The 18,932-nt window shown below is 61.0% G+C and carries 17 protein-coding genes; 10 read left to right on the top strand and 7 right to left on the bottom strand.

What is annotated here, in order from left to right; translation table 11 throughout:
* Positions 1-9: 9 nt before the first annotated feature.
* Together ACILSE_RS08700 and ACILSE_RS08695 are read right to left on the bottom strand one after the other, a co-directional pair.
* Positions 10-1,296: an adenylate/guanylate cyclase domain-containing protein gene (locus ACILSE_RS08700; RefSeq protein WP_395716984.1), complete on the bottom strand. Its 1,287-nt coding sequence runs from the start codon at positions 1,294-1,296 to the stop codon at positions 10-12.
* Complete coding sequence (locus tag ACILSE_RS08695) at positions 1,286-2,971, bottom strand: AAA family ATPase (protein ID WP_395716983.1); 1,686 nt, start codon at positions 2,969-2,971, stop codon at positions 1,286-1,288. Before ACILSE_RS08695 ends, ACILSE_RS08700 begins: the two co-directional genes overlap by 11 nt.
* 138 nt (positions 2,972-3,109) lie before the next feature.
* Here ACILSE_RS08695 and argC point away from each other — a divergent pair, with 138 nt between their 5' ends.
* The 7 genes from argC to ACILSE_RS08660 all read left to right on the top strand — a co-directional run bounded on the left by argC (position 3,110) and on the right by ACILSE_RS08660 (position 10,666).
* Positions 3,110-4,159, top strand: coding sequence for an N-acetyl-gamma-glutamyl-phosphate reductase (gene argC / locus ACILSE_RS08690; RefSeq protein ID WP_395716982.1), 1,050 nt, complete (start codon positions 3,110-3,112; stop codon positions 4,157-4,159).
* 5 nt (positions 4,160-4,164) lie between these two features.
* Positions 4,165-5,454, top strand: coding sequence for a bifunctional glutamate N-acetyltransferase/amino-acid acetyltransferase ArgJ (gene argJ / locus ACILSE_RS08685; protein WP_395716981.1), 1,290 nt, complete (start codon positions 4,165-4,167; stop codon positions 5,452-5,454).
* Positions 5,451-6,299: an acetylglutamate kinase gene (argB, locus tag ACILSE_RS08680; protein ID WP_395716980.1), complete on the top strand. Its 849-nt coding sequence runs from the start codon at positions 5,451-5,453 to the stop codon at positions 6,297-6,299. The genes argJ and argB overlap by 4 nt, the downstream gene beginning before the upstream one ends.
* A gap of 39 nt (positions 6,300-6,338) precedes the next feature.
* The gene (locus ACILSE_RS08675; RefSeq protein WP_395716979.1) at positions 6,339-7,580 is read left to right on the top strand and encodes an aspartate aminotransferase family protein; all 1,242 of its coding nucleotides are present in this window, start codon (positions 6,339-6,341) and stop codon (positions 7,578-7,580) included.
* Positions 7,581-7,670: 90 nt separating this feature from the next.
* A complete protein-coding gene (gene argF, locus ACILSE_RS08670) occupies positions 7,671-8,570 on the top strand; it encodes an ornithine carbamoyltransferase (RefSeq protein WP_395716978.1) in 900 nt (299 codons plus the stop codon).
* A 75-nt stretch (positions 8,571-8,645) separates the two neighbouring features.
* A complete protein-coding gene (murI, locus tag ACILSE_RS08665) occupies positions 8,646-9,458 on the top strand; it encodes a glutamate racemase (RefSeq protein ID WP_395716977.1) in 813 nt (270 codons plus the stop codon).
* A gap of 71 nt (positions 9,459-9,529) precedes the next feature.
* The gene (locus ACILSE_RS08660) at positions 9,530-10,666 is read left to right on the top strand and encodes an LptF/LptG family permease (protein ID WP_395716976.1); all 1,137 of its coding nucleotides are present in this window, start codon (positions 9,530-9,532) and stop codon (positions 10,664-10,666) included.
* Between the two features lie 3 nt (positions 10,667-10,669).
* Here the strand turns inward: ACILSE_RS08660 and ACILSE_RS08655 are convergent, their stop codons facing one another.
* The 3 genes from ACILSE_RS08655 to ACILSE_RS08645 all read right to left on the bottom strand — a co-directional run bounded on the left by ACILSE_RS08655 (position 10,670) and on the right by ACILSE_RS08645 (position 13,858).
* A complete protein-coding gene (locus ACILSE_RS08655) occupies positions 10,670-11,968 on the bottom strand; it encodes a M20 family metallopeptidase (protein WP_395716975.1) in 1,299 nt (432 codons plus the stop codon).
* A gap of 5 nt (positions 11,969-11,973) precedes the next feature.
* A complete protein-coding gene (locus ACILSE_RS08650) occupies positions 11,974-12,873 on the bottom strand; it encodes an FAD:protein FMN transferase (protein WP_395717013.1) in 900 nt (299 codons plus the stop codon).
* A gap of 145 nt (positions 12,874-13,018) precedes the next feature.
* Positions 13,019-13,858, bottom strand: a complete 840-nt coding sequence (locus ACILSE_RS08645; protein WP_395716974.1) for an alpha/beta hydrolase — start codon at positions 13,856-13,858, stop codon at positions 13,019-13,021.
* A 59-nt stretch (positions 13,859-13,917) separates the two neighbouring features.
* Between ACILSE_RS08645 and ACILSE_RS08640 the strand changes: the two genes are divergently transcribed.
* Positions 13,918-15,372 (top strand): DUF1501 domain-containing protein, encoded by a 1,455-nt coding sequence (locus ACILSE_RS08640; RefSeq protein ID WP_395716973.1) that lies wholly within the window; start codon positions 13,918-13,920, stop codon positions 15,370-15,372.
* A gap of 44 nt (positions 15,373-15,416) precedes the next feature.
* A complete protein-coding gene (locus ACILSE_RS08635; protein WP_395716972.1) occupies positions 15,417-16,361 on the top strand; it encodes a TraB/GumN family protein in 945 nt (314 codons plus the stop codon).
* 55 nt (positions 16,362-16,416) lie between these two features.
* On the opposite strand, the gene ACILSE_RS08630 is transcribed toward ACILSE_RS08635, so the two are convergent.
* On the bottom strand, positions 16,417-17,388 hold the full coding sequence (locus tag ACILSE_RS08630; protein WP_395716971.1) for an SIS domain-containing protein: 972 nt from the start codon (positions 17,386-17,388) through the stop codon (positions 16,417-16,419).
* A 45-nt stretch (positions 17,389-17,433) separates the two neighbouring features.
* Between ACILSE_RS08630 and ACILSE_RS08625 the strand changes: the two genes are divergently transcribed.
* On the top strand, positions 17,434-18,504 hold the full coding sequence (locus ACILSE_RS08625; protein ID WP_395716970.1) for a hypothetical protein: 1,071 nt from the start codon (positions 17,434-17,436) through the stop codon (positions 18,502-18,504).
* 31 nt (positions 18,505-18,535) lie between these two features.
* Here the strand turns inward: ACILSE_RS08625 and ACILSE_RS08620 are convergent, their stop codons facing one another.
* Positions 18,536-18,769 (bottom strand): ferredoxin, encoded by a 234-nt coding sequence (locus ACILSE_RS08620; protein ID WP_395716969.1) that lies wholly within the window; start codon positions 18,767-18,769, stop codon positions 18,536-18,538.
* Positions 18,770-18,932: the final 163 nt, after the last annotated feature.

Genomic DNA, 18,932 nt, shown 5'->3' with positions numbered 1-18,932 from the left:
CGGGTGATATCAGATGGCGGCGAGCTTGCGGGAATGTTTGGGCGTTTCCTTCTCAGGCGCGGCCTTTTCTTGAATCGCCGCCTCCACGCGCTCCATGAAGTATTTGAGCGGCGGATCTTCCCGATCTTCGATGGCCGCGTTCTTGAAGCTTTCGAGCGCCTGCTGCAGGTCGCCTTTACGATACTGCACCACCCCCTGCCAGAAGGCGTCGCGAGCACGGGTCTCCTGCTCGGTGAGCGTGCCTTTTTCGGCCAGCAGTTCATAGACCTCGCTCATCTGGTTCGAGCCGGAGACGCTGACCATTTCCATCGGCCGCACCTCGGCGGTGTCTTTGACGAGCGTATAGGTGCGCGCGCTGAGCAGGACCTTGCTGCCGTATTCGGAGTTCAGATTGCAGAGTCGTGTGGTGAAGTCGATGACGTCGCCCACGGCGCTGAAGCTTTCAAAATGGCTCGCGCCATACAGACCGCAGACGGCAGGTCCGCTGCCGAAGGCCACGCCAAACTGCGCTTTTTTGCCAAAACGCATCTCCATCTCGCGTGCCAGCGCTGTCAGATGCGCCCGCAGCACGGCGGCCACCTGCACGGCGTGCACCGCATGATGCTCGTCCGTGAGCGGGAAGCCAAAGAACACGCGCACCTGACGCGCGTCGCAGTCGTCCAGGTAGGCACCACGGGCGATGAGGAACTCCGACACGCTGCGCTGGAAGTAGGTGGCCTGCTCCTCGAAGAACCTTGGCTCCACGCTGGTGGCGATCTCGACGTGATTGAGCAGGCGGCAGGTCAGCACGGTGATCTCCCGGCGCTCCGTCAGCTTTGAGGGCGTGTTTTGGTCAGCCAGCTCTTCAAAGAGCCGCGTGGACAGTCTGCCGACGAAATACTCGCGCATCACATGACGGCGATACCCATCCACGGATCCTCCGACCGCGATTCCGGCGATCCCGGCAAGCCACAGCGCAAGCGAGCCCGAAACAGGCTCGAACAAAACGCCGCTCATCGCCAGAATGCAGCCCAGCGTCGCTGTCAGGAACGTGCCGCCGAGCAAAAACGCGAAGCGCCGCCACTGCGAGAGCATCTCGATGCACACCCAGGCGCTGACGAAGGCCAGCACGGTGTAATAACCGTATTGAAGCCAGACCAGTTGCTTCAAACCGCCCTGCGGCAGGATGAACCCGCGAGCGTAAAGCGCCGCGAACCATTCGGCCGTGCTTTTGAAGAAGCCGAAATGATAAAGGGCCAGCAGCGGGATGCAGACGAGCACGCCGATGAACATGGCGGCAGCGTGGTTACGATTCATGGGCAGTAGAGTCGGGGGTGATGTCGATGATTTTAGAAGTCGTGGCTTCAGGATGCTGGCGGCAGGCGCTGACGACAAGCTCGCTGACAAACTTGTCGGGATTGGCGATCGCATCAGCAGAAATCGCGAAGCGCGTTTCCTCTGTGCTGCGGGTGACTAGCTTCAGACCGAAGGGATAGTCCTTGAAGAGCTTCGCGCACATCGTCTCGACACTCATGCCCTCGCGCTGCGCCCTGGCGGCGATTGCGGCGATGGCCGAGGCGTCGAAATCCAGCAGAAAGCCATGCTCACGCTGAAAACGTTCGGTGTAGGCTTTGATCTCGCCCGCATGCGCGACGCCAAGTTCGACGGCGAGGCTCGCTGCATCACTACGGCACCTGGCGAGCACCGATTCGGGATCCTTCGCCAGTTCGCCGTCAATGCGCAGCTCCGGCAGACCCAGGCTGGGCATTTCGAATTTGAAATCACGCAGCACACGCTCCCAGGCGGTCACGAGGCCGCGTGCGCCGGTTTTTTCCTCCTCGGCACGGCTGGCGATCTCGCGCAGTGCGTCGTCTTCAAAGACGGCCTTCACTCCATAAGCAGCAAACTCGCGCTCATACTGGCGGATGAGGCTGCCCTCGGAGTTTTTCATGATCTGGAACATGTCGTCCGCGCTGAGCGGATCACACACGACGCGCACCGGCAGGCGGCCGATGAACTCCGCCTCGAAGCCGTAGTCGATGAAGTCCTTTGTGCGCACTTCGCGGAACAGGTGCTCAGGCGCGGTGGCTTTCGTATCCGCGGCGACAAAGCCGATGGACTTCCGGTTCGTGCGCTTCTCGATGATCTTGTCGAGTCCGCTGAATGCACCACTGACAATGAAGAGAATGTTGCGCGTGTTCACCACCTCGCGGCCCGTGCGGCCTTTGCGTGTGTCGAACATCATCTGCATCTGGCTGCGAATGTCGTTGGGGGCGTAAAGCGGCACCTCGGTCTCCTCCATGAGCTTTAGCAGCGCGGTTTGAACGCCGCGGCCGCTCACGTCGCGGCCCAGTTTCTCCGGGCCGCTGCTCAGCTTGTCGATTTCGTCGAGGTAGATGATCCCGTGCTCGGCCAGCTCGATGTCGCCATTCGCCTTCGCCACAAGGTCACGCACCAGATCATCGACATCCGCGCCGACGTAGCCGGTTTCGCTGAATTTGGTCGCGTCGGCTTTCACAAACGGCACGCCGATGAGATCGGCGATGTGTTTGACGAGGTACGTTTTTCCCACGCCGGTGGGGCCGATGATGATGACGTTCTGCTTCGAGAATTCGAGACGCGGGCCGGGCCGGTCGGACTCGCGATCCTCGCGCAGCATGCGCGCATGGTGGTAGTGATCACACACCGCGGTGGCGAGCACTTTTTTCGCCTCGTCCTGCCGGATCACGAAGCGGTCGAGGTGCGCTTTGATGTCGGCGGGTTTGTAGGTGAACTCAAACGCGGCGCTGTTGTCCTCCTCGGGTGCTTCGGTGTCTTTTTCATCTCCGCTTTCCTGTGGGCGGCGAATCCCCGGACCTTCGACCCGAGTGAACAACACCTGCCCCCCCAGCGTGTTTTTGATGAAGTCCTCCAGCTTGCGCGTGACCTCCTCCGGCGTGGCGGGCGTCTTCGGCTTGTCGGCTTCGGGATTTTCAGGCGTTGAGTCGCTCATTGGGGGTGCCGACAGTGCGCGAGGCGAGGCCCGCTGACAAGCGGCACGATGCATGCCCTGGCAGCATGGAAATCGGCCCTTTTTCAGGGTTGCGCGGGACGGGTGACATCCCATACTCCGCCCCCCCCCCCCGCAAATATGTCCGCACCCGTCAAAGTCGCCGTCGTTGGAGCCAGTGGTTATTCTGGAGCAGAACTGCTACGCCTGCTGCTGCGTCACCCGAATGTGGAGCTCGTCGCCGTCACCTCGCGCTCGCTCGCGGCGAAGGCGCTGTCGAAGGAGTTCCCGCGCTTCCGCGGTGTCGGCGTGGCAGATTCGCTCACCTTCACGGCCCCGGATGCGAATGCGCTCAAAGCCGCCGGTGCAGAGATCGCCTTCCTCGCCGTGCCGCATGGCGTGGCCTCGGAGTATGCGAAACCCTTGCTCGAACTCGGCTTGAAGGTCATCGACCTCAGCGCCGACTTCCGTCTGCGCAGCGCCGCGTTGTATGAGGAGTTTTACGGCCATGCGCATCCGGCGCCCGAGTTTCTCGACGAGGCGGTTTACGCGCTTCCTGAGGTCCGTGCGGATCAAATCAAGACAGCACGGCTCATCGCCTGCCCGGGCTGCTATCCGACAAGCATTCTTTTGCCGCTCATTCCGCTGCTTAAGGCCGGATTGCTTGCCGATTCGCCTCTCGCTGTCGCCAGCATGAGCGGTGCGAGCGGTGCCGGGCGGAAGGAAAGCATTCCGCTGCTATTCTGCGAGGTTCAAAACAGCGTGCGCAGCTACTCCGTGCCGATGCATCGCCACCTGAGCGAAATCGGCCAGGAACTTGGTCTCGCCGCAGGTCGCGAAGTGAAGCTTTCCTTTGTCCCGCATCTCATGCCCACGCACTCCGGCATCTGCACCACGACCTTTGCGCAGCTCAAGCCCGGCGCGACGATCGAGCAGGTCGGCGCGGCCTTGCATGCCGCCTATGATTCGCAGCCCTTCGTGCGTTTGCTGGGGGTGAACCAGTCTCCAGACACCAAAAACGTCACCGGCACCAACTTCGTCGATATCGGCTGGGCCTACGACGCCCGTGCCGGTCAGCTCATCCTGATGAGCACCGAGGACAACATCGGCAAAGGTGCCTCCGGACAGGCTGTGCAAAACATGAACCTCATTTGCGGGTTTGAAACGACCGCCGGACTTCTCAACATCTGATCCTTATGCCTGCCAAAGTCACCGAAGAGCGCGAATGCCGCGTGCCATTTAAAATCGTCGAAGGCGGTGTCACCGCCGCGAAGGGCTTCCGCGCCTCCGCCGTGACCTGCGGCATCAAAAATCCCGAGGCGACCCGTCTCGACCTCGCGCTCATTGTTTCCGACAGCCCGACTGTCACCGACGCCGTCTTCACGACGAACAAGGTCCGCGCTGGTTGCGTCCGCGTGTGCCAGCAGCACATCAAGGAGAGCGACACACGTGCCATCATCGCCAACAGCGGCAATGCGAACGCCTGCACAGGCATCCAAGGCATCCAGGATGCCAAGGCCATGACCAAGGCTGTGGCTGAGGAGATCGGTGTGAAGATGCGCCAGGTGCTTGTTTGCTCCACGGGTATCATCGGCATGCCGCTGCCGATTGAGCGCATCCTTCCCAAAGTGCCCGACGCCGTCGCCAAGCTGAACGACAAGGGCAGCGACGACGCCATGCGTGCCATCATGACGAGCGACACGCGGCCGAAGACCTTCGCCGTCGAGGTGCCCGTGGGCAAAAATGGCAGCTTCCGCATCGGCGGCATCTGCAAAGGTGCCGGCATGATCTGCCCGAACATGGCCACCATGCTCTGCTTCATCACCACCGATGCCAAAGTAGCCAAGGACGAGATGAAGCGCAGCATGCGCTACGCGGTCGAGAAGAGCTTCAACTGCATCACCATCGACGGCGACACCTCCACGAACGACACCGTCATCGTGATGAGCAACGGCCAGAGCAACGTGCCCACCATCAAGCGCAACACGCCCGAGGCCGAGCTCTTCCGCTGCGCTTTGCACAAAGTCATGCTCGAGCTCGCCAAGATGATCGTGTGCGATGGCGAACGCGTGACGAAGTTCGTCGAGATCCGCGTCCGCAATGCCCGCACCCTCGGCGATGCCCGCAAGGTCGCCGAAACCGTCGCGAAGAGCTTGCTCGTGAAATGCAGCTTCCACGGCTGCGATCCCAACTGGGGCCGCATCATTCACGCTGTCGGTTACAGCGGCGCGAAGATCCGCGAGGAGCTCATCGACATCTACTTCGGCGGCCTGCTGGCCTGCAAAGGCGGCCTTGCCACCAAAACGCCTGTCACCGAGATGGAGAAGGTCGTGAAGGAGCCGAAGTTCACCGTCACCATCGACCTCAACAGCGGCACCAGCGGCTACACCGTTTACACCAGCGACCTCTCCGAGGAATACGTGGACTTCAACAGCGCCGAATACTCCGCCGCCATTCACGCGAAACGCCAAAAAGGACTGGCATGACCGACCAAATCCAAAAATCCGCGGTGCTGCTCGAAGCACTGCCTTACATGCAGTCCTTCCGCGGCTGCACCTTCCTCATCAAAGTCGGCGGCAGTGCCATGGAGGACCCGGTGCAGGTCGATTCGTTCCTGCGCGATGTCGTTTTCCTCGAAGCCGTGGGCATCAATCCCGTCATCGTGCACGGCGGCGGCAAGGCGATCTCGAAAGCGATGATCGAATCCGGCCTCGAGGCCAAATTCATCAATGGAATGCGCGTCACGGATGATGAGACGATCAAGATTGTCGAGGAGACACTCGCCCGTGTGATCAACCCGGAGATCGTGAACAAGATCAATGCCTTCGGCGGCAAAGCCGTCGGCATTCCCGGCACGGAAGTCTTCCTCGGCGAGAAAATGAAGGGCGACCTCGGCTGGGTCGGCGAGGTGAGCGATTGCAAACTCGGCCTCATCCAGGCTGCGGTGGCTGGCGAGTTCGTTCCCGTCGTGTCACCCGTCGCCCGTGAACTCGCCAGCGGCAAAACGCTCAACGTGAACGCCGATCTCGCCGCCTGCGCCCTCGCCAAACGCCTCAAAGCCACCAAGCTCATCTTCCTCAGCGACGTGCGCGGCGTCATGCGCGATCCGAAAGACGACAGCACGCTCATTCCGAGCCTCGACGAGGCCAGCATCGCCAAGCTGAAAGCCGAAAAAGTCATCAGCGGCGGCATGATTCCGAAAGTGGACAGCTCCCTCGATTCCTTGCGCGGCGGCGTCGGCAAAGTGCACCTCATCGACGGCCGTCTGCCCCATGCCTTGATCCTCGAAATCTTCACCGATGGCGGCATCGGCACGGAGATTCATCTGTAGCCGCCACCTTCAAACATCACTCCACGACTCCATACTTCCATGTCCACGACGCCCCCTGAAACCCAATGGCTCTCGCAATACGTGCTCGGCAACTACGGCCGTTATGACGTGTGGCCGGTGCGAGGTGAGGGCGCGTATGTTTGGGATCGCGATGGGAAGAAGTATCTCGATTTTGCGGGCGGTGTGGCCGTGTGCCCGCTGGGGCATTGCCCGCCGCCGGTGGTGAAGGCGCTCGCCGAGCAGGCGAGCACGCTGATCCATGTGTCGAACTGGTATTGCATCGACAAGCAGGCCGAGCTGGCGCGTCTCATCGTCGAGGAATGCGTTCAGATTCCCGGGAAGTGCTTCTTCTGCAACAGCGGCGCGGAGGCGAACGAGGGCCTCATCAAATTCGCCCGCAAATACGGTCAGCAGACCGGCGGTCGCTTTGAGATCATCACCTTCACCGGCAGCTTCCATGGTCGCACCTTCGGCGCGATGACCGCCACGGCGCAGGAAAAGATCCACGGCGGCTTTGGCCCGCTGCCGCCCGGATTCGTTTATGTGCCGTTCAATGATCTCGAAGCTCTCAAAGCCGCGATCACGGACAAAACGGTCGCCATCCTCGTCGAGCCCGTGCAGGGCGAGAGCGGCGTGAATGCAGTCACTGCCGAGTTTTTGCGCGGAGCGCAGGCCTTGTGCCGCGAAAAGGATCTGCTGCTGCTTTTGGACGAAGTGCAGGTCGGTTTTGGTCGTGCGGGCGAGATGGCTGGCTGGCGCAGCATCATCCCCGGCGATGAAATTCAGCCCGATGGCATCAGTTGGGCCAAAGCGATCGGCAGCGGCTTCCCGCTCGGCTCGTTCTGGATCAATGACCGCCGCGAACCGGGCAAAGTGCTCGGCCCCGGCACGCATGGCACGACCTACGGCGGCTCGCCGCTCGCCTGCGCCGTCGGCATTGCCACGCTGCGGACGATCCTCGACGAAAAACTCTGCGACAACGCCAAGACCCGTGGCGCGGCCATTGCCGCTGCCGGACGCGCGTGGAATCACCCGCTCATCAAAGAAGTGCGCCAGCTCGGCCTCTTCATTGGCTGGGAACTCAACGCGGAGGCCTTCAAAGCCACGGCCGGTAACAAACCTGCCTCCATCTTCCTCGCGCAAAAGCTCCTCGATGCTGGCATGATGGTCACCCCCGCCGGCCCGAACGTTGTGCGCTGGCTCTCGCCGCTGAACATCACGGCCGCGCACGCCGAAGAAGGACTTTCCATTTTCAAAAGTGTGCTGGATGCGCTTTTGTGAACCCTCCCGCGAAGGACAAAAGGGACGAAAAGGACGGAAGTGACTCCGACTCTTGACCCTTGGCTCTTCGCACTACGCCCCCCCCGCTTTATGAATCATCTTTTGTCCATCGAAGAACTCTCCAAGGAGCAGATCGAAAAGATCGCCGACCTTGCCTGCGTGCTGAAAAAGGACCGCACGTCGTCGCCGCAGGTGCTCACGGGGCAGCAGTGGGCGCTGATCTTCACGAAATCATCCACACGCACCCGCGTGAGCTTCGAGGTGGGCATTCGCGAGCTCGGCGGGCAGGTCATGTTCCTCTCCGGTGCGGACATCCAGCTCGGTCGCGGTGAGCCCATTAAGGACACCGCTCGCGTGTTGGGCCGCATGATTCACGGCGCGGTCATCCGCACCTTTGCCCAGCAGGACGTGGTCGATTTCGCCAAACTCAGCGGCATTCCCACGATCAACGCTTTGACCGATGACGAGCATCCCTGCCAGATTTTGGCCGATTTGCAGACCATCCAGGAACGCCTCGGCGGCTGGGCCGGCAAACGCGTTTGCTTCCTCGGCGATGGCGATTGCAACGTGGCCCGCTCGTGGATCTGGGCATCGGCCCGACTCGGCTTTGAGCTCGTCATCGGCGCTCCGAAGGCTTTCCAGCCGCAGGAGAGCTTCATGCGCAACGTGCCCGCTGGAACCATCCGCATCGTCGATGATCCCGCCGAGGCCGTGAAAGGGTGCGACGTGCTCTACACCGACGTGTGGGTCAGCATGGGCAAAGAAGCCGAAAGCGCCGACCGTATCGAAATTTTGAAGCCCTGGCAGATCAACGGCGCGCTGCTGAAGCACGCCAAACCGAACGCCATCGTCATGCACTGCCTCCCCGCCTACCGCGGCAAGGAAATCACCGACGAAGTCATGGAAGCCAACGCCGACGTCATCTTCGACCAAGCCGAAAACCGCCTGCATGCGCAGAAGGCGGTGATCGTGCAGATCACGAGAAAATGACGAAACCAGAATGAGGAATGATGAATTTGGATTTCGTCATTGATTCGCCCTTCATCATTCATCATTCGTCATTTCATGAGCACTCCCGTCACTGCCAACAGCCCTCTCGGCGTCTTTGACTCCGGAGTGGGTGGATTGACAGTCGTCCGGGCGTTGCGGGACCTGTTGCCGAACGAGTCCATCATCTATCTTGGCGACACCGCTCGCGTGCCTTACGGCTCGAAATCGCCGGACACGATCCGGCGATTCTCGATGGAGGATACGCAGTTTCTCGTCTCGCACGGTGTGAAGGTGGTCGTGGTGGCGTGCAACACGGCCACGGCACATGCGCTGCCGGTTTTGCAGGCCACGTTTCGCGTGCCAGTGATTGGCGTGCTTGGGCCAGGGGTCGAGGCGACCCTTTCGGAGCCGAATTGCGAACGCGTCGGCATCATCGGCACGGCGGGGACAATTCGGAGTCATGCGTATCAGCACGAGATCGCCATGCGGCGGCCGGACATCATGATCGAGGCGCGGGCGACGCCGTTGCTAGTGCCGTTTGTCGAAGAGGGCTGGACGGATCATCCGGCGCTCAAGTCCGTGCTGCGGGAGTATTTGAAACCGATGCTCGACAAGGGCATCGACACCCTCGTGCTCGGCTGCACGCACTACCCGCTACTCGTGCCGGTGCTGAAGCGCATGCTTGGGCAGAAAGTGCGCCTCGTGGACTCCGCCAGCACCTGCGCCGCGCATGTGAAGGCGAAGCTCGAACAGTCCGTCCTGCTGCGGACGACGAAATCCAAGCCCTCGCTCGAGATTTATCTAACCGACCACTCCGAGCAGGCCGAGAACCTCGCGAAGCGCTTCCTCGGCACCGACTTCGGCAAGGTTCGGAAGGCCGTGGTATAGCGTGCATAAATGCTGGCAGCGATGCCCGCTCTACTTGCCGTGTGCTGACATCTCGCTAGCCTCGCGCGCACATGTTTCCCCGCATCTTTGACCGCTACCTCGGCCGCCAGGTTGGCTCCGCCACGCTGATCGGCGTGGCGCTGCTCAGTGGCGTGATGGTGCTGGGAAATGTTTACAAGAAGCTCGACGAGCTGCTCGGCAACACGGAGCTGCCGATTTCGGTCATCCTGGAGTTCGTGGCAATGGTGATCCCGTTCTCACTCATCTTCACGATCCCATGGGCTTTTCTGACGGCGATCCTGCTGGTTTTTGGCCGTCTTTCCGCCGACAACGAACTGGTGTCGCTGCGCATGACCGGCATGTCGATGGCACGCATCTGCGCGCCGGTGTTTGCGCTGGCGATCGCGCTCAGCGCCGTCTGCCTTTGGGTGAATGTCAGTCTCGCGCCCGCCGCGAAGGACCACATGAAGCGGCTGTTTTACCAGGTGGCGGTCAAGAATCCTGAAACCTTGTTCCAGGAGGGCCAGGTGCTGGAACGTGTGCCAGGCTATCGCATCTACACCGGCAAACGCGACAACAAGGAGCTCAAGGATCTGCACATCATCAAGCTCGAGAACAATGGCAACGCGGCCAGCTACATCCGCGCCGAAGGCGGAACCATCCAGACGGTCGAAGGAAAGCTGGACTTCACGATGCTGCTCAAAAACGTGGGAATTGAGCACCTCCCGCCGCAGCCTGCGGAAGGTCAGCCTGTCGCGCCAAAACCCCTCACCCTTGCAGAGTTCCCCATCGAGTTTCCTCTCTCCGACATGCAGAAGGACGCGGTGCGCGTGAACGCGAGCATGAAGTCCACCTCCGCGCTCGCTGAGGAGGTGCGGACATGGAAGGACACGTTTACCGGCGAGCATCTCACGGATGTGACGCGCTCGCTTTCGCTGACGGAGCTGAGCAAGCGCTACAGTTTTTCGCTCGCGTGTTTCACCTTCGCGCTGGTGGGCGTCCCGCTCGGTGTGACCGCCCAAAGACGTGAGACCTCCTCTGGTTTCGCGCTCAGCCTTGCCACGGCGACGGTTTACCTCGTGTTCATCATTCTGGCCGACACCTTGAATGACACGCCCGCAGCGATGCCCCATCTCATCATGTGGGTGCCGAACGTCCTCTTCCTGGGCATCGGCGGCTGGTTATTCTACAAACTGAGCCGGAAGTAGCGGCTACGGCTTCATCAATCCGATCACCGCCGAGGCCATCGCCTTCACGCCGGTTTCGATGCTGGGTCCGGGGATCGGTTTGAAGAACGGAGAATGCAGCGAGGGAAGCGTGGTGCCCTTCGCTTTGGCCTCGGCCACGGCCTCAGGCGGCTGGGTACCGAGCCAGAACATGCACAGCGGCACCTTTTCTTTGGTCAGGCCATATTCGGCGAAATCCTCGGCTCCCATCACGGGTTCGCGGGCGAGGACGTTCTCCGCGCCGAGCACCGCGCCGATGTGCTGGCGCACCTCGGCACAGAGAGCAGGTTGGTTGTAGAGCGCCGGGGCTTGATCATCGGAGACGATGACCTCCGGCATCTTTTCGGCCGGCATGTTGGCCGACTCGGCCTGGGCTTTCACGATGCGTTTGATGGAATAGATGAGGTGCTTGCGCGTTTCGGTCTTGTAACTGCGCAGCGTGAGCTGGAGGCGGACTTCGTCGGAAATGATGTTGCTCTTTGTTCCGCCATGGATGCTGCCGACGGTGACGACGGCCGGATCACCAGGCTTGACCTCGCGGCTGACGATGGTCTGCAAGGCCAGCACGATCTGGGAGGCCAGCACAATGGGGTCCTTGCACAGATGCGGCATGGAGCCGTGGCCGCCGACGCCTTTGACGACAATCTCGACGCTATCCACATTCGCCAGCGCATAGCCTTCGACGATGCCGACCTGTCCATGCGCCATGTCGGAGGCGCAATGCAGCGCGAGGGCCTTGTCCGGCTTTGGAAACTTGGAAAAAAGCCCCGCGCGCAGCATGAGACGCGCGCCGAGCACACGCTCCTCGGCATGCTGTCCGATCATGACGACCGTGCCTTTCCATTGGTCGCGTGTCTTTGCCAGGACGCGCGCCGTGCCGACGAAACTGGTCATGTGGATGTCGTGCCCGCAGGCGTGCATCACATTCACCTCACGGCCAAGATCGTCCTTCACCACCTTCGTGCTCGCATAAGGCGCGCCAGTCTGCTCCTTGACCGGCAGCGCGTCCAAATCCGTGCGCACAAGGATCACCGGCCCGTCGCCATTCTTCAAAACGCCGACGATGCCATTCCCACCAACCTTCTCCGTGACTTCCAATCCGACCGCGCGCAGTTCTTTGGCGATGCGCGCCGCCGTTTCGACCTCGTGCATCGAAAGCTCGGGATTGGCATGCAACTCCTTGTAGAGCGACACCAGGGACGGCAGCTCCGCTTTCGTGAGCGAGGCCACGTCGGCGGCAAAGAGCGAGGAAGCGACGAAAAGAGCGGAAACGATGGATTTCATGAGGCTTAAACGCAGACGGGAAAGTTCTTTGTCCGCAACTCATGACCGTCTTTGAGGATCAAGAAAGCGTCGGTGTCCGGATAATGGCGGAGGAAATCCAGTCCACGTTCAGCACCGAGCACGAAAAGCGCCGTGGAGAGCGCATCGGCGGTCATCGCCGTCGGTGCCAGCACCGAAACGCTCGCCAGTTCGCCAGGCGACTCGCCCGTGTGAGGATCGAGGATGTGATGGCGTCTGAAATCATCGCTGAAAGCCGTTTCGTAGTCGCCCGAGGTGGCCAGGCAGCGGTTTTCGAGCTGCGTGAGCGCGGCAAAGGCATCGCGCTGTCGTGGATGTTGAATACCGATGCGCCACGGGGCGTTCTCCGCGTTCAAGCCGCGCGCGCTGAACTCACCCGCGTCAATCAGGGCATTCTCCACTCCATGAGCACGTATCACGCGCATCGCCGCGTCCGCGGCAAATCCTTGCGCGATGCCATTCAGCGTGATCGCCATGCCGGGAGCGAGTTTGATGCGCTTTTCACTGAATTCGATCTTCCGCCATTCCACGAGCGCGAGCGTGGCCGCGTCCGGTTTTGCGCCTTTGAGCGCCCACAGCGGCTGCACCGTCACATCAAAGGCTCCGGCGGATTTCCCGGCGACCTCAGCGGCAAAACGCAGCACCTCGACGAACGAGGCATCTGGCGTTTCGAGCACGCCTTCGCGATTCAAACGCGAAATCTGGCTCTCCGGTCTGTAGAGGCTCATCACAGACTCAATGCGCTCCAATTCCGCGAAGGCCGCGTCGAACGCCGCGCCGGCTGCTCGTTCATCCCCATGCAGGACCGTCATCGTCACTGTCGCCCCAAGCGCTTTCGAGGACTGGGAGAACCTACGCACACCGCCTTGGCGGGAACAATTGGTCATCCACGCTCCGCATGTCCCGGCTGCGAGGGCGAAGAAGCGACGGCGGCTTTGGGCGGGACGGAAGGCTGATGCATTCATAGTATGAAATTGGTGCCGCCAAAACACAGCACATGAGCGAAGATTTTGAGAAAATGACCCCTTAGTATCATGACTCGGGCGCAAGCCAACCCATCGCCTTCATCCAATCCGCGCAGCGTTGCGGCCAGTCGTTGATAGGGTTTCCAGACTTTCGCATGCCGAAGCCATGACCGCCTTTGGCGAAGAGGTGGAGCTCGCAGGGGATACTGTGTTTCTTGTATTCGAGGTAGAGAACTGTCGCCGCAAGCGGATTCTGGCCGTCGTCGTGGGCGCAGGCGAGGAACATGGGTGGAGCATCCGCAGGCACAGTGAAGCCTTCTTTGAGCTTGGTGGGCTCTTTGAAATCCACGAAACCTCCGCCGTAGATCATGACACCAAAGTTCGGCTGCTCGCTTTTGGTGACGCGATCGCAGGCGATGTGCGCGAGCAAGTTCCCGCCTGCGCTGAAGCCGAGGAGGCCGACGCGAGCCGGATTGAGTCCCCACTCTTCCGAGTGCTTTCGGACGAGCAAGATCGCCTGAGCGGCATCTTGGACGGGTTTTTCATGCGGTGCGACCTCGTCGCGGGTGGGCGTGCGGTATTTGAGGAGAATGCCGGTGACGCCGAGGGTGTTGAGCCATTCGCAGACCTGGGTGCCCTCATGAACGGCGGAGAGGAAAACGTAGCCGCCGCCTGGGGCGACGATGACGCTGGTGCCGTTCGGCTTTTCGGGACGGTAGATCGCGATTGTCGGTTCGTGGATGTCCGTGATGGTGCTTTTGCCGGCCTTGGTGCGGATGAAGTCCTCGGTGGCCTTGGAATGCGGCAGCATGGCTCCCGGAGCACCATCAGGCCAGAGCTTGAGTTCAAGCGGCTCGGCGGCCCGCAGACCTGCGGCAAGGAAGAGGATGAAAAGCAGCGGTTTCATGGAGACAGCGGCATGATGAAGGAAAGGCGGTGATTTGTCACTCGTAGAGATCAATGCTGATGCATCCAATCGACGCCAACCGCCTGCACCTGACCCGCCGCGCCCTGTTCGGCAAGACGGCGCTGGGTCTTGGTGGCGCGGCGCTGGGATCGCTGCTGACGCGGGGCGGTTTCGCGGCGCAGATGGCGGATGCGATGGCTCCTGCGCTGCCGCACTTCGCGCCCAAGGCGAAACGGGTGATCTACCTGCTGCAAAACGGCGCGCCGTCGCATGTGGACCTGTTTGATCACAAGCCGATGCTCAAGAAGATGCACGGCACGCAGATTCCGGACAGCATCGTGGGAGGGAGGCGCTTCAGCACGATGACGGGAGGCCAGACGGCGCGGCCTGTGCTCGGTGAGATCACGAAGTTCTCACGCCATGGCCAGAGCGGCGCGACGGTGAGCGATTTCATGCCGCACACGGCGGCGATCGCGGACGAGCTGTGCTTTATCAAATCGATGCACACGGCTCAGGTGAACCATGCGCCGGCGATCACGTTTTTCATGACGGGCAGCGAGCAGGCGGGACGTCCATCGATTGGTTCGTGGCTCAGCTACGGCCTCGGCAGCGAGTGCGACGATCTACCGGCCTTTGTGGTGATGACCTCGCGTGACAAGGAGGCGAGCTGCGGCCAAATTTTTTATGACTTCTACTGGGGCAGCGGCTTTCTGCCGTCGAAGTATCAGGGCGTGAAATTCCGCGGCAGCGGCGATCCCGTTTTGTATCTGAGCAATCCTGACGGCATGAGCCGCGAGGTGAAGCGCACGATTCTCGACGGCATTGCCGGCTTGAACGAGATGAAGCTGAAGGACTACGGCGACCCCGAAATCGCCACGCGCATCGCACAATACGAGATGGCCTACAAGATGCAGGCCAGCGTGCCGGAGCTGACGAACTTCTCCACCGAACCGAAGCACATTCTCGACATGTACGGCCCGGACGTGATGCGGCAGGGCAGCTTTGCCTACAACTGCCTCATGGCGCGGCGACTCGCCGAACGTGGCGTGCGCTTCCTGCAACTCATGCACGCGGGCTGGGACCAGCATCGCAATCTGAACACGCAGCTCAAGATCCAAGCCACCGACACCGACGCGCCGAGCGCCGCGCTGGTAAAGGACCTCAAGCAACGTGGCCTGCTGGAGGACACGCTGGTCATCTGGGGCGGTGAATTCGGCCGCACGCCTTTTTTGCAGGGCAAGATCGAGGACACAAAACAATGGGGCCGCGATCATCATCCGTATGTGTTCACGATCTGGATGGCCGGTGGCGGCGTGAAATCTGGCATGACCTACGGCGAGAGCGACGAGTTCGGCTTCAACGTGGCGAAGGACGGCGTTCACGTGCACGATTTCCAGGCCACGCTGATGCATCTGCTCGGCATCGACCACGAACGCTTCACCTTCCGCTTCCAGGGCCGCCAGTTCCGGCTAACAGACGTGCATGGCAGCGTGGTGAGGCCGGTGCTGGCTTGAGTTGGCGGTTGCATCAGGCTAGCGCCGCGTGTTTGAATCATTGAATGCTTGTCTTCCGCCTGATATCCGCCCTCGCACTGATCGTGTGCGCCGTTGCGTGTGGACGTGAGGAGGAAAAGACGAATGGAAAGCCGGATGCGGCGGCCTTTGTCTCTGATGGCGCAGGCGATGGCAGCGTGTGGGTGGTGGACGGGCCGAATGGCGGACGATTGTTCCTCTGCGGCACGATTCACATCCTGCGCGAGAAGGACTACCCGCTCGCGCCCGCTTACGAGGCGGCTTACATGTATTCAAACAAGCTCGTGCTGGAACTGCCGCCGGGCGCGGCCTCGGGGCCGGAGCTGACCAGCCGGATGTCCCAACTCGGCATGTATTCGGCGGACACCTCGCTGGAGGCGAACGTGAGCAAGGAAACGTGGGAGGCGGTGAAAAAGTGGACGGAGAAGCGCGGACTGGAGATTTCCTCGATGAACCGCTTCCGCCCGTGGTTCATGGCGCTGATGATCACCTCCATGGAATACGCGGCGCTGGGCGCGAGGCCGGACCAGGGCGTGGACGCGCACTTCGAGGCGCGAGCGAAGAAGGACGGCAAGCCCGCCGAGGGTCTTGAGACGGTGGAGTTTCAGATCCAGCTGTTCGCGGCGCTCAGCGACAAGCAACAACGCGAACTGCTCGAGCAGACGCTTGGGGAGATCAGCAGCGTGGCGGAGGAATTTGAGAAAATGATCCGCGCCTGGCGCCACGGAGACCTGCCGGCGCTGCAGGAGATGCTCTTCCGCGAGGCGGAAAAGTATCCCGACTTGATGAACCTCTTCCTCATCGCGCGAAATCTCTCGTGGATGGACAAGCTGGAGGCGATGCTCAAAAGAGGCGAGAAGGTGATGGTGCTCGTCGGCACAGGCCACTTCACCGGAGACAGCGGATTGATCGAACTGATGCGCAAGCGCGGCTACCGCGTGCGTCATTATCGCGAAGTCACGGATCTCTGAGGCGCCGGGCTTCGGGTCGAATGTTTCAATCCGTCTCAGTTCAAAACTGGGAACTCTAGATCAGCCGCAGGCGCGTGAGGTCCTGCGTGTCCACCATGCCGACGGGTTTGCCCGCGTCATCCACGACGACGATGTCATCCACGCGGCACTTCTCGAGCGTGGCGAGCACCTCGGCGGCGAGCTTGCCGGCCTGAATGCTGATGGGACGCGGCGTCATGAACTCACGCACCGCCCTGTCGGCGATGGCGTTGTCTTTTTGGAAGGCCCGGACGAAGTCGCCATGCGTGAAGACACCGGCGAGCGTGCCGTCCGCATTCACGACGACGGCAGCGCCGCTGCGCGCCTTTGTCATGGCTTGCAAGGCCTCCCGCACGGTGGTTTCGGGCATGATGGTCGCGAGCTGCTCGCCGCTGCGCATGACATCGCTCACACGTGTGAGCAGCGCACGGCCAAGCGAGCCGCCGGGATGCAGCTTGGCAAAGTCCTCGGCCTGAAAACCGCGTGCTTCGAGCAGCGCCATAGCCAGCGCATCACAGAGCACGAGCATCGTCGTCGTGCTGGAGGTCGGCGCGAGATTCAGCGGGCAGGCCTCCTGCGTGACGTGAACATCGAGCACGACATCGGCGTTTTTTGCGAGCGTGGACTGCAAGCCGCCTGTGATGGCAATCATCGGGATGCCGAAGCGCTTGAAATGCGGCAGCAGATCGAGCAGCTCCGAGGTCTCGCCGCTGTAGCTGAGCATGATCGCCAGGTCGCCGGGATCGACGACGCCGAGGTCGCCGTGCAGCGCGTCGCCGACATTCAGCAGCACAGTGGTAGCGCCGGTACTGTTCAGCGTGGCGGCCAGCTTGCGGCCGATGTTCCCGCTTTTGCCCACACCGCACACAACGAGCTTGCCCTTGCCGCGCAAGCAGGCCAGCAGCAGCTCGATGGCCTGGGTAAAGCCGCCGTCGATGCGAGCATGCAGCCGCTGCAGTTCCTCGATTTCGAGCTGGATGACGCGGCGGGCTTTTTCCGGATAATTCATGAAACGCGGACTTTAGACGGAGACTGAGAAGCGGCAACCAAGTGCTTGAGCCTGAGAGATTTCCCGGCCATGATGACTGCCTCAGCCGCTCATAATCAGCATCGTATGTCAATGTCCTCCGGTTCCATCGGTTCACACCGCGCCTTTATGGGCGTCTGCGTCACTATTTGCACCTGCCTGGTGCTGACGCTGTTCGTGGGATGGAAATGGTATTTCGAGAGCCTTTCCAGCCGCAAGTTATTGATCGATCTGGCAAAAAAGGCCGAGATGAGAGCCCAAGGCTTGGAAAAAATGGGGCTCTCCATCGAAGCGGCAAGCAGGGAGCCCGATCCGCCATCCGTATTGCAACGTATCGCCGAGCCAGTCTCTACCACGCCCTCATCTGTCACTACCGCCAAGGTCAAAATCAACGACGATGGCGCTCTGCCGGCGGAATCATCCATCCGGGAGCTCCCCTTGGTGGAGACCGGCGAGGATGTGTCGCAGGCCGTTGCGCTGCTGGACAAGTATTGGAAAACAGAAAACTGGCAGGACAAGGTGGCTCTCGTGGCCCACTCCAGCCGTGTTGCCGGACTGATGAAGGACTTTTACGAAATCCAAAAGGGCACGGACCCCATGCCGGGAGGCCTCATCAACAAGGCTCGTTATGAAATCGATGGCGTCGAGATTCTCTACTTCAGCTACTCCAGCAGCCGGCCGAACGGCACGCTTGAGGTCGCCATGCTTCGTGGTCCTGATGGCAAATTCCTCATCGACTGGGAAAGCCTCACCGGCTACGGCGAGATGTCCTTTCGGGATTTCCGCGAGCAACGCCAATCCAAACCAGTCACGCTGCGAACCTACGTGAGGCTGTTTGAGTACTTCAATTTCGAGTTCTCAGACACCGCCAAATACCTCTGCATCAAGCTGACTTCCGAAAACGGTGAAAGCTCCATCTACGCTTACTGCGAGCGGGGCACAAAACTCGCCAATTGGCTCGAACGCGACCTGTCAGGCACCGGCCCTTCCGGGTTCAAAGGATACACGGTTCAGGTTTCTTTCCCGCCAAACGCTCAATCGAACCAATGCGTCCGTCTGGAAAAAGTGCTGGCTCCCCGCTGGCTCTCTCTGCGGTGAGACTGTCTGGAATTTGCCGGAAAGGGCGAAATCACTCCCCGTCGCGGCCGATCGCTTCCACAGGGCAACCGGTCAGGGCTTCCTCGCAGAGCTTGACCTCCTCATCGTTCTCCGGCTGCTTGTAAACGTAGGAATGCCCGCCGTCGTCATCGCGCTTGAAATTCGCCGGGGCGGTCTCACGGCACAGGTCGCAGTCGATGCACTGGTCATCGACATAATAAGCTCCGGTTGCGTTTTGGGCGTATTTGTTTGCTGCGTCTGCCATGAGTATCAGGGGGTTAGGGGCGCGGATAGTAGTGCCCCGCCCCCTCCTTTCAAACGCTTTTTTGGCACCCTGCCCTGCCTCTCGGGACACCCCATGTCCGGCGAATTGACAGCCTCTTTACAATAAAAGCTCGCCTCAGCCGTGATGCTCGCCGCATCATCCT

Source organism: Prosthecobacter sp. (assembly GCF_044236155.1).
GTDB lineage: Bacteria > Verrucomicrobiota > Verrucomicrobiia > Verrucomicrobiales > Verrucomicrobiaceae > Prosthecobacter.
This window is presented reverse-complemented; position numbering and strand designations above follow the sequence as displayed.

Bases quoted from the DNA above. Each gene is read 5' to 3' on its own strand.
- ACILSE_RS08650 (WP_395717013.1), bottom strand. From the start codon at position 12,873: ATGACCAATTGTTCCCGCCAAGGCGGTGTGCGTAGGTTCTCCCAGTCC.
- argC (WP_395716982.1), top strand. From the start codon at position 3,110: ATGTCCGCACCCGTCAAAGTCGCCGTCGTTGGAGCCAGTGGTTATTCT.
- argJ (WP_395716981.1), top strand. From the start codon at position 4,165: ATGCCTGCCAAAGTCACCGAAGAGCGCGAATGCCGCGTGCCATTTAAA.
- ACILSE_RS08700 (WP_395716984.1), bottom strand. From the start codon at position 1,296: ATGAATCGTAACCACGCTGCCGCCATGTTCATCGGCGTGCTCGTCTGC.
- ACILSE_RS08630 (WP_395716971.1), bottom strand. From the start codon at position 17,388: ATGAATTATCCGGAAAAAGCCCGCCGCGTCATCCAGCTCGAAATCGAG.
- argB (WP_395716980.1), top strand. From the start codon at position 5,451: ATGACCGACCAAATCCAAAAATCCGCGGTGCTGCTCGAAGCACTGCCT.
- ACILSE_RS08695 (WP_395716983.1), bottom strand. From the start codon at position 2,971: ATGAGCGACTCAACGCCTGAAAATCCCGAAGCCGACAAGCCGAAGACG.
- ACILSE_RS08635 (WP_395716972.1), top strand. From the start codon at position 15,417: ATGCTTGTCTTCCGCCTGATATCCGCCCTCGCACTGATCGTGTGCGCC.
- ACILSE_RS08660 (WP_395716976.1), top strand. From the start codon at position 9,530: ATGTTTCCCCGCATCTTTGACCGCTACCTCGGCCGCCAGGTTGGCTCC.
- murI (WP_395716977.1), top strand. From the start codon at position 8,646: ATGAGCACTCCCGTCACTGCCAACAGCCCTCTCGGCGTCTTTGACTCC.
- ACILSE_RS08640 (WP_395716973.1), top strand. From the start codon at position 13,918: ATGCATCCAATCGACGCCAACCGCCTGCACCTGACCCGCCGCGCCCTG.
- argF (WP_395716978.1), top strand. From the start codon at position 7,671: ATGAATCATCTTTTGTCCATCGAAGAACTCTCCAAGGAGCAGATCGAA.
- ACILSE_RS08655 (WP_395716975.1), bottom strand. From the start codon at position 11,968: ATGAAATCCATCGTTTCCGCTCTTTTCGTCGCTTCCTCGCTCTTTGCC.
- ACILSE_RS08675 (WP_395716979.1), top strand. From the start codon at position 6,339: ATGTCCACGACGCCCCCTGAAACCCAATGGCTCTCGCAATACGTGCTC.
- ACILSE_RS08645 (WP_395716974.1), bottom strand. From the start codon at position 13,858: ATGAAACCGCTGCTTTTCATCCTCTTCCTTGCCGCAGGTCTGCGGGCC.
- ACILSE_RS08620 (WP_395716969.1), bottom strand. From the start codon at position 18,769: ATGGCAGACGCAGCAAACAAATACGCCCAAAACGCAACCGGAGCTTAT.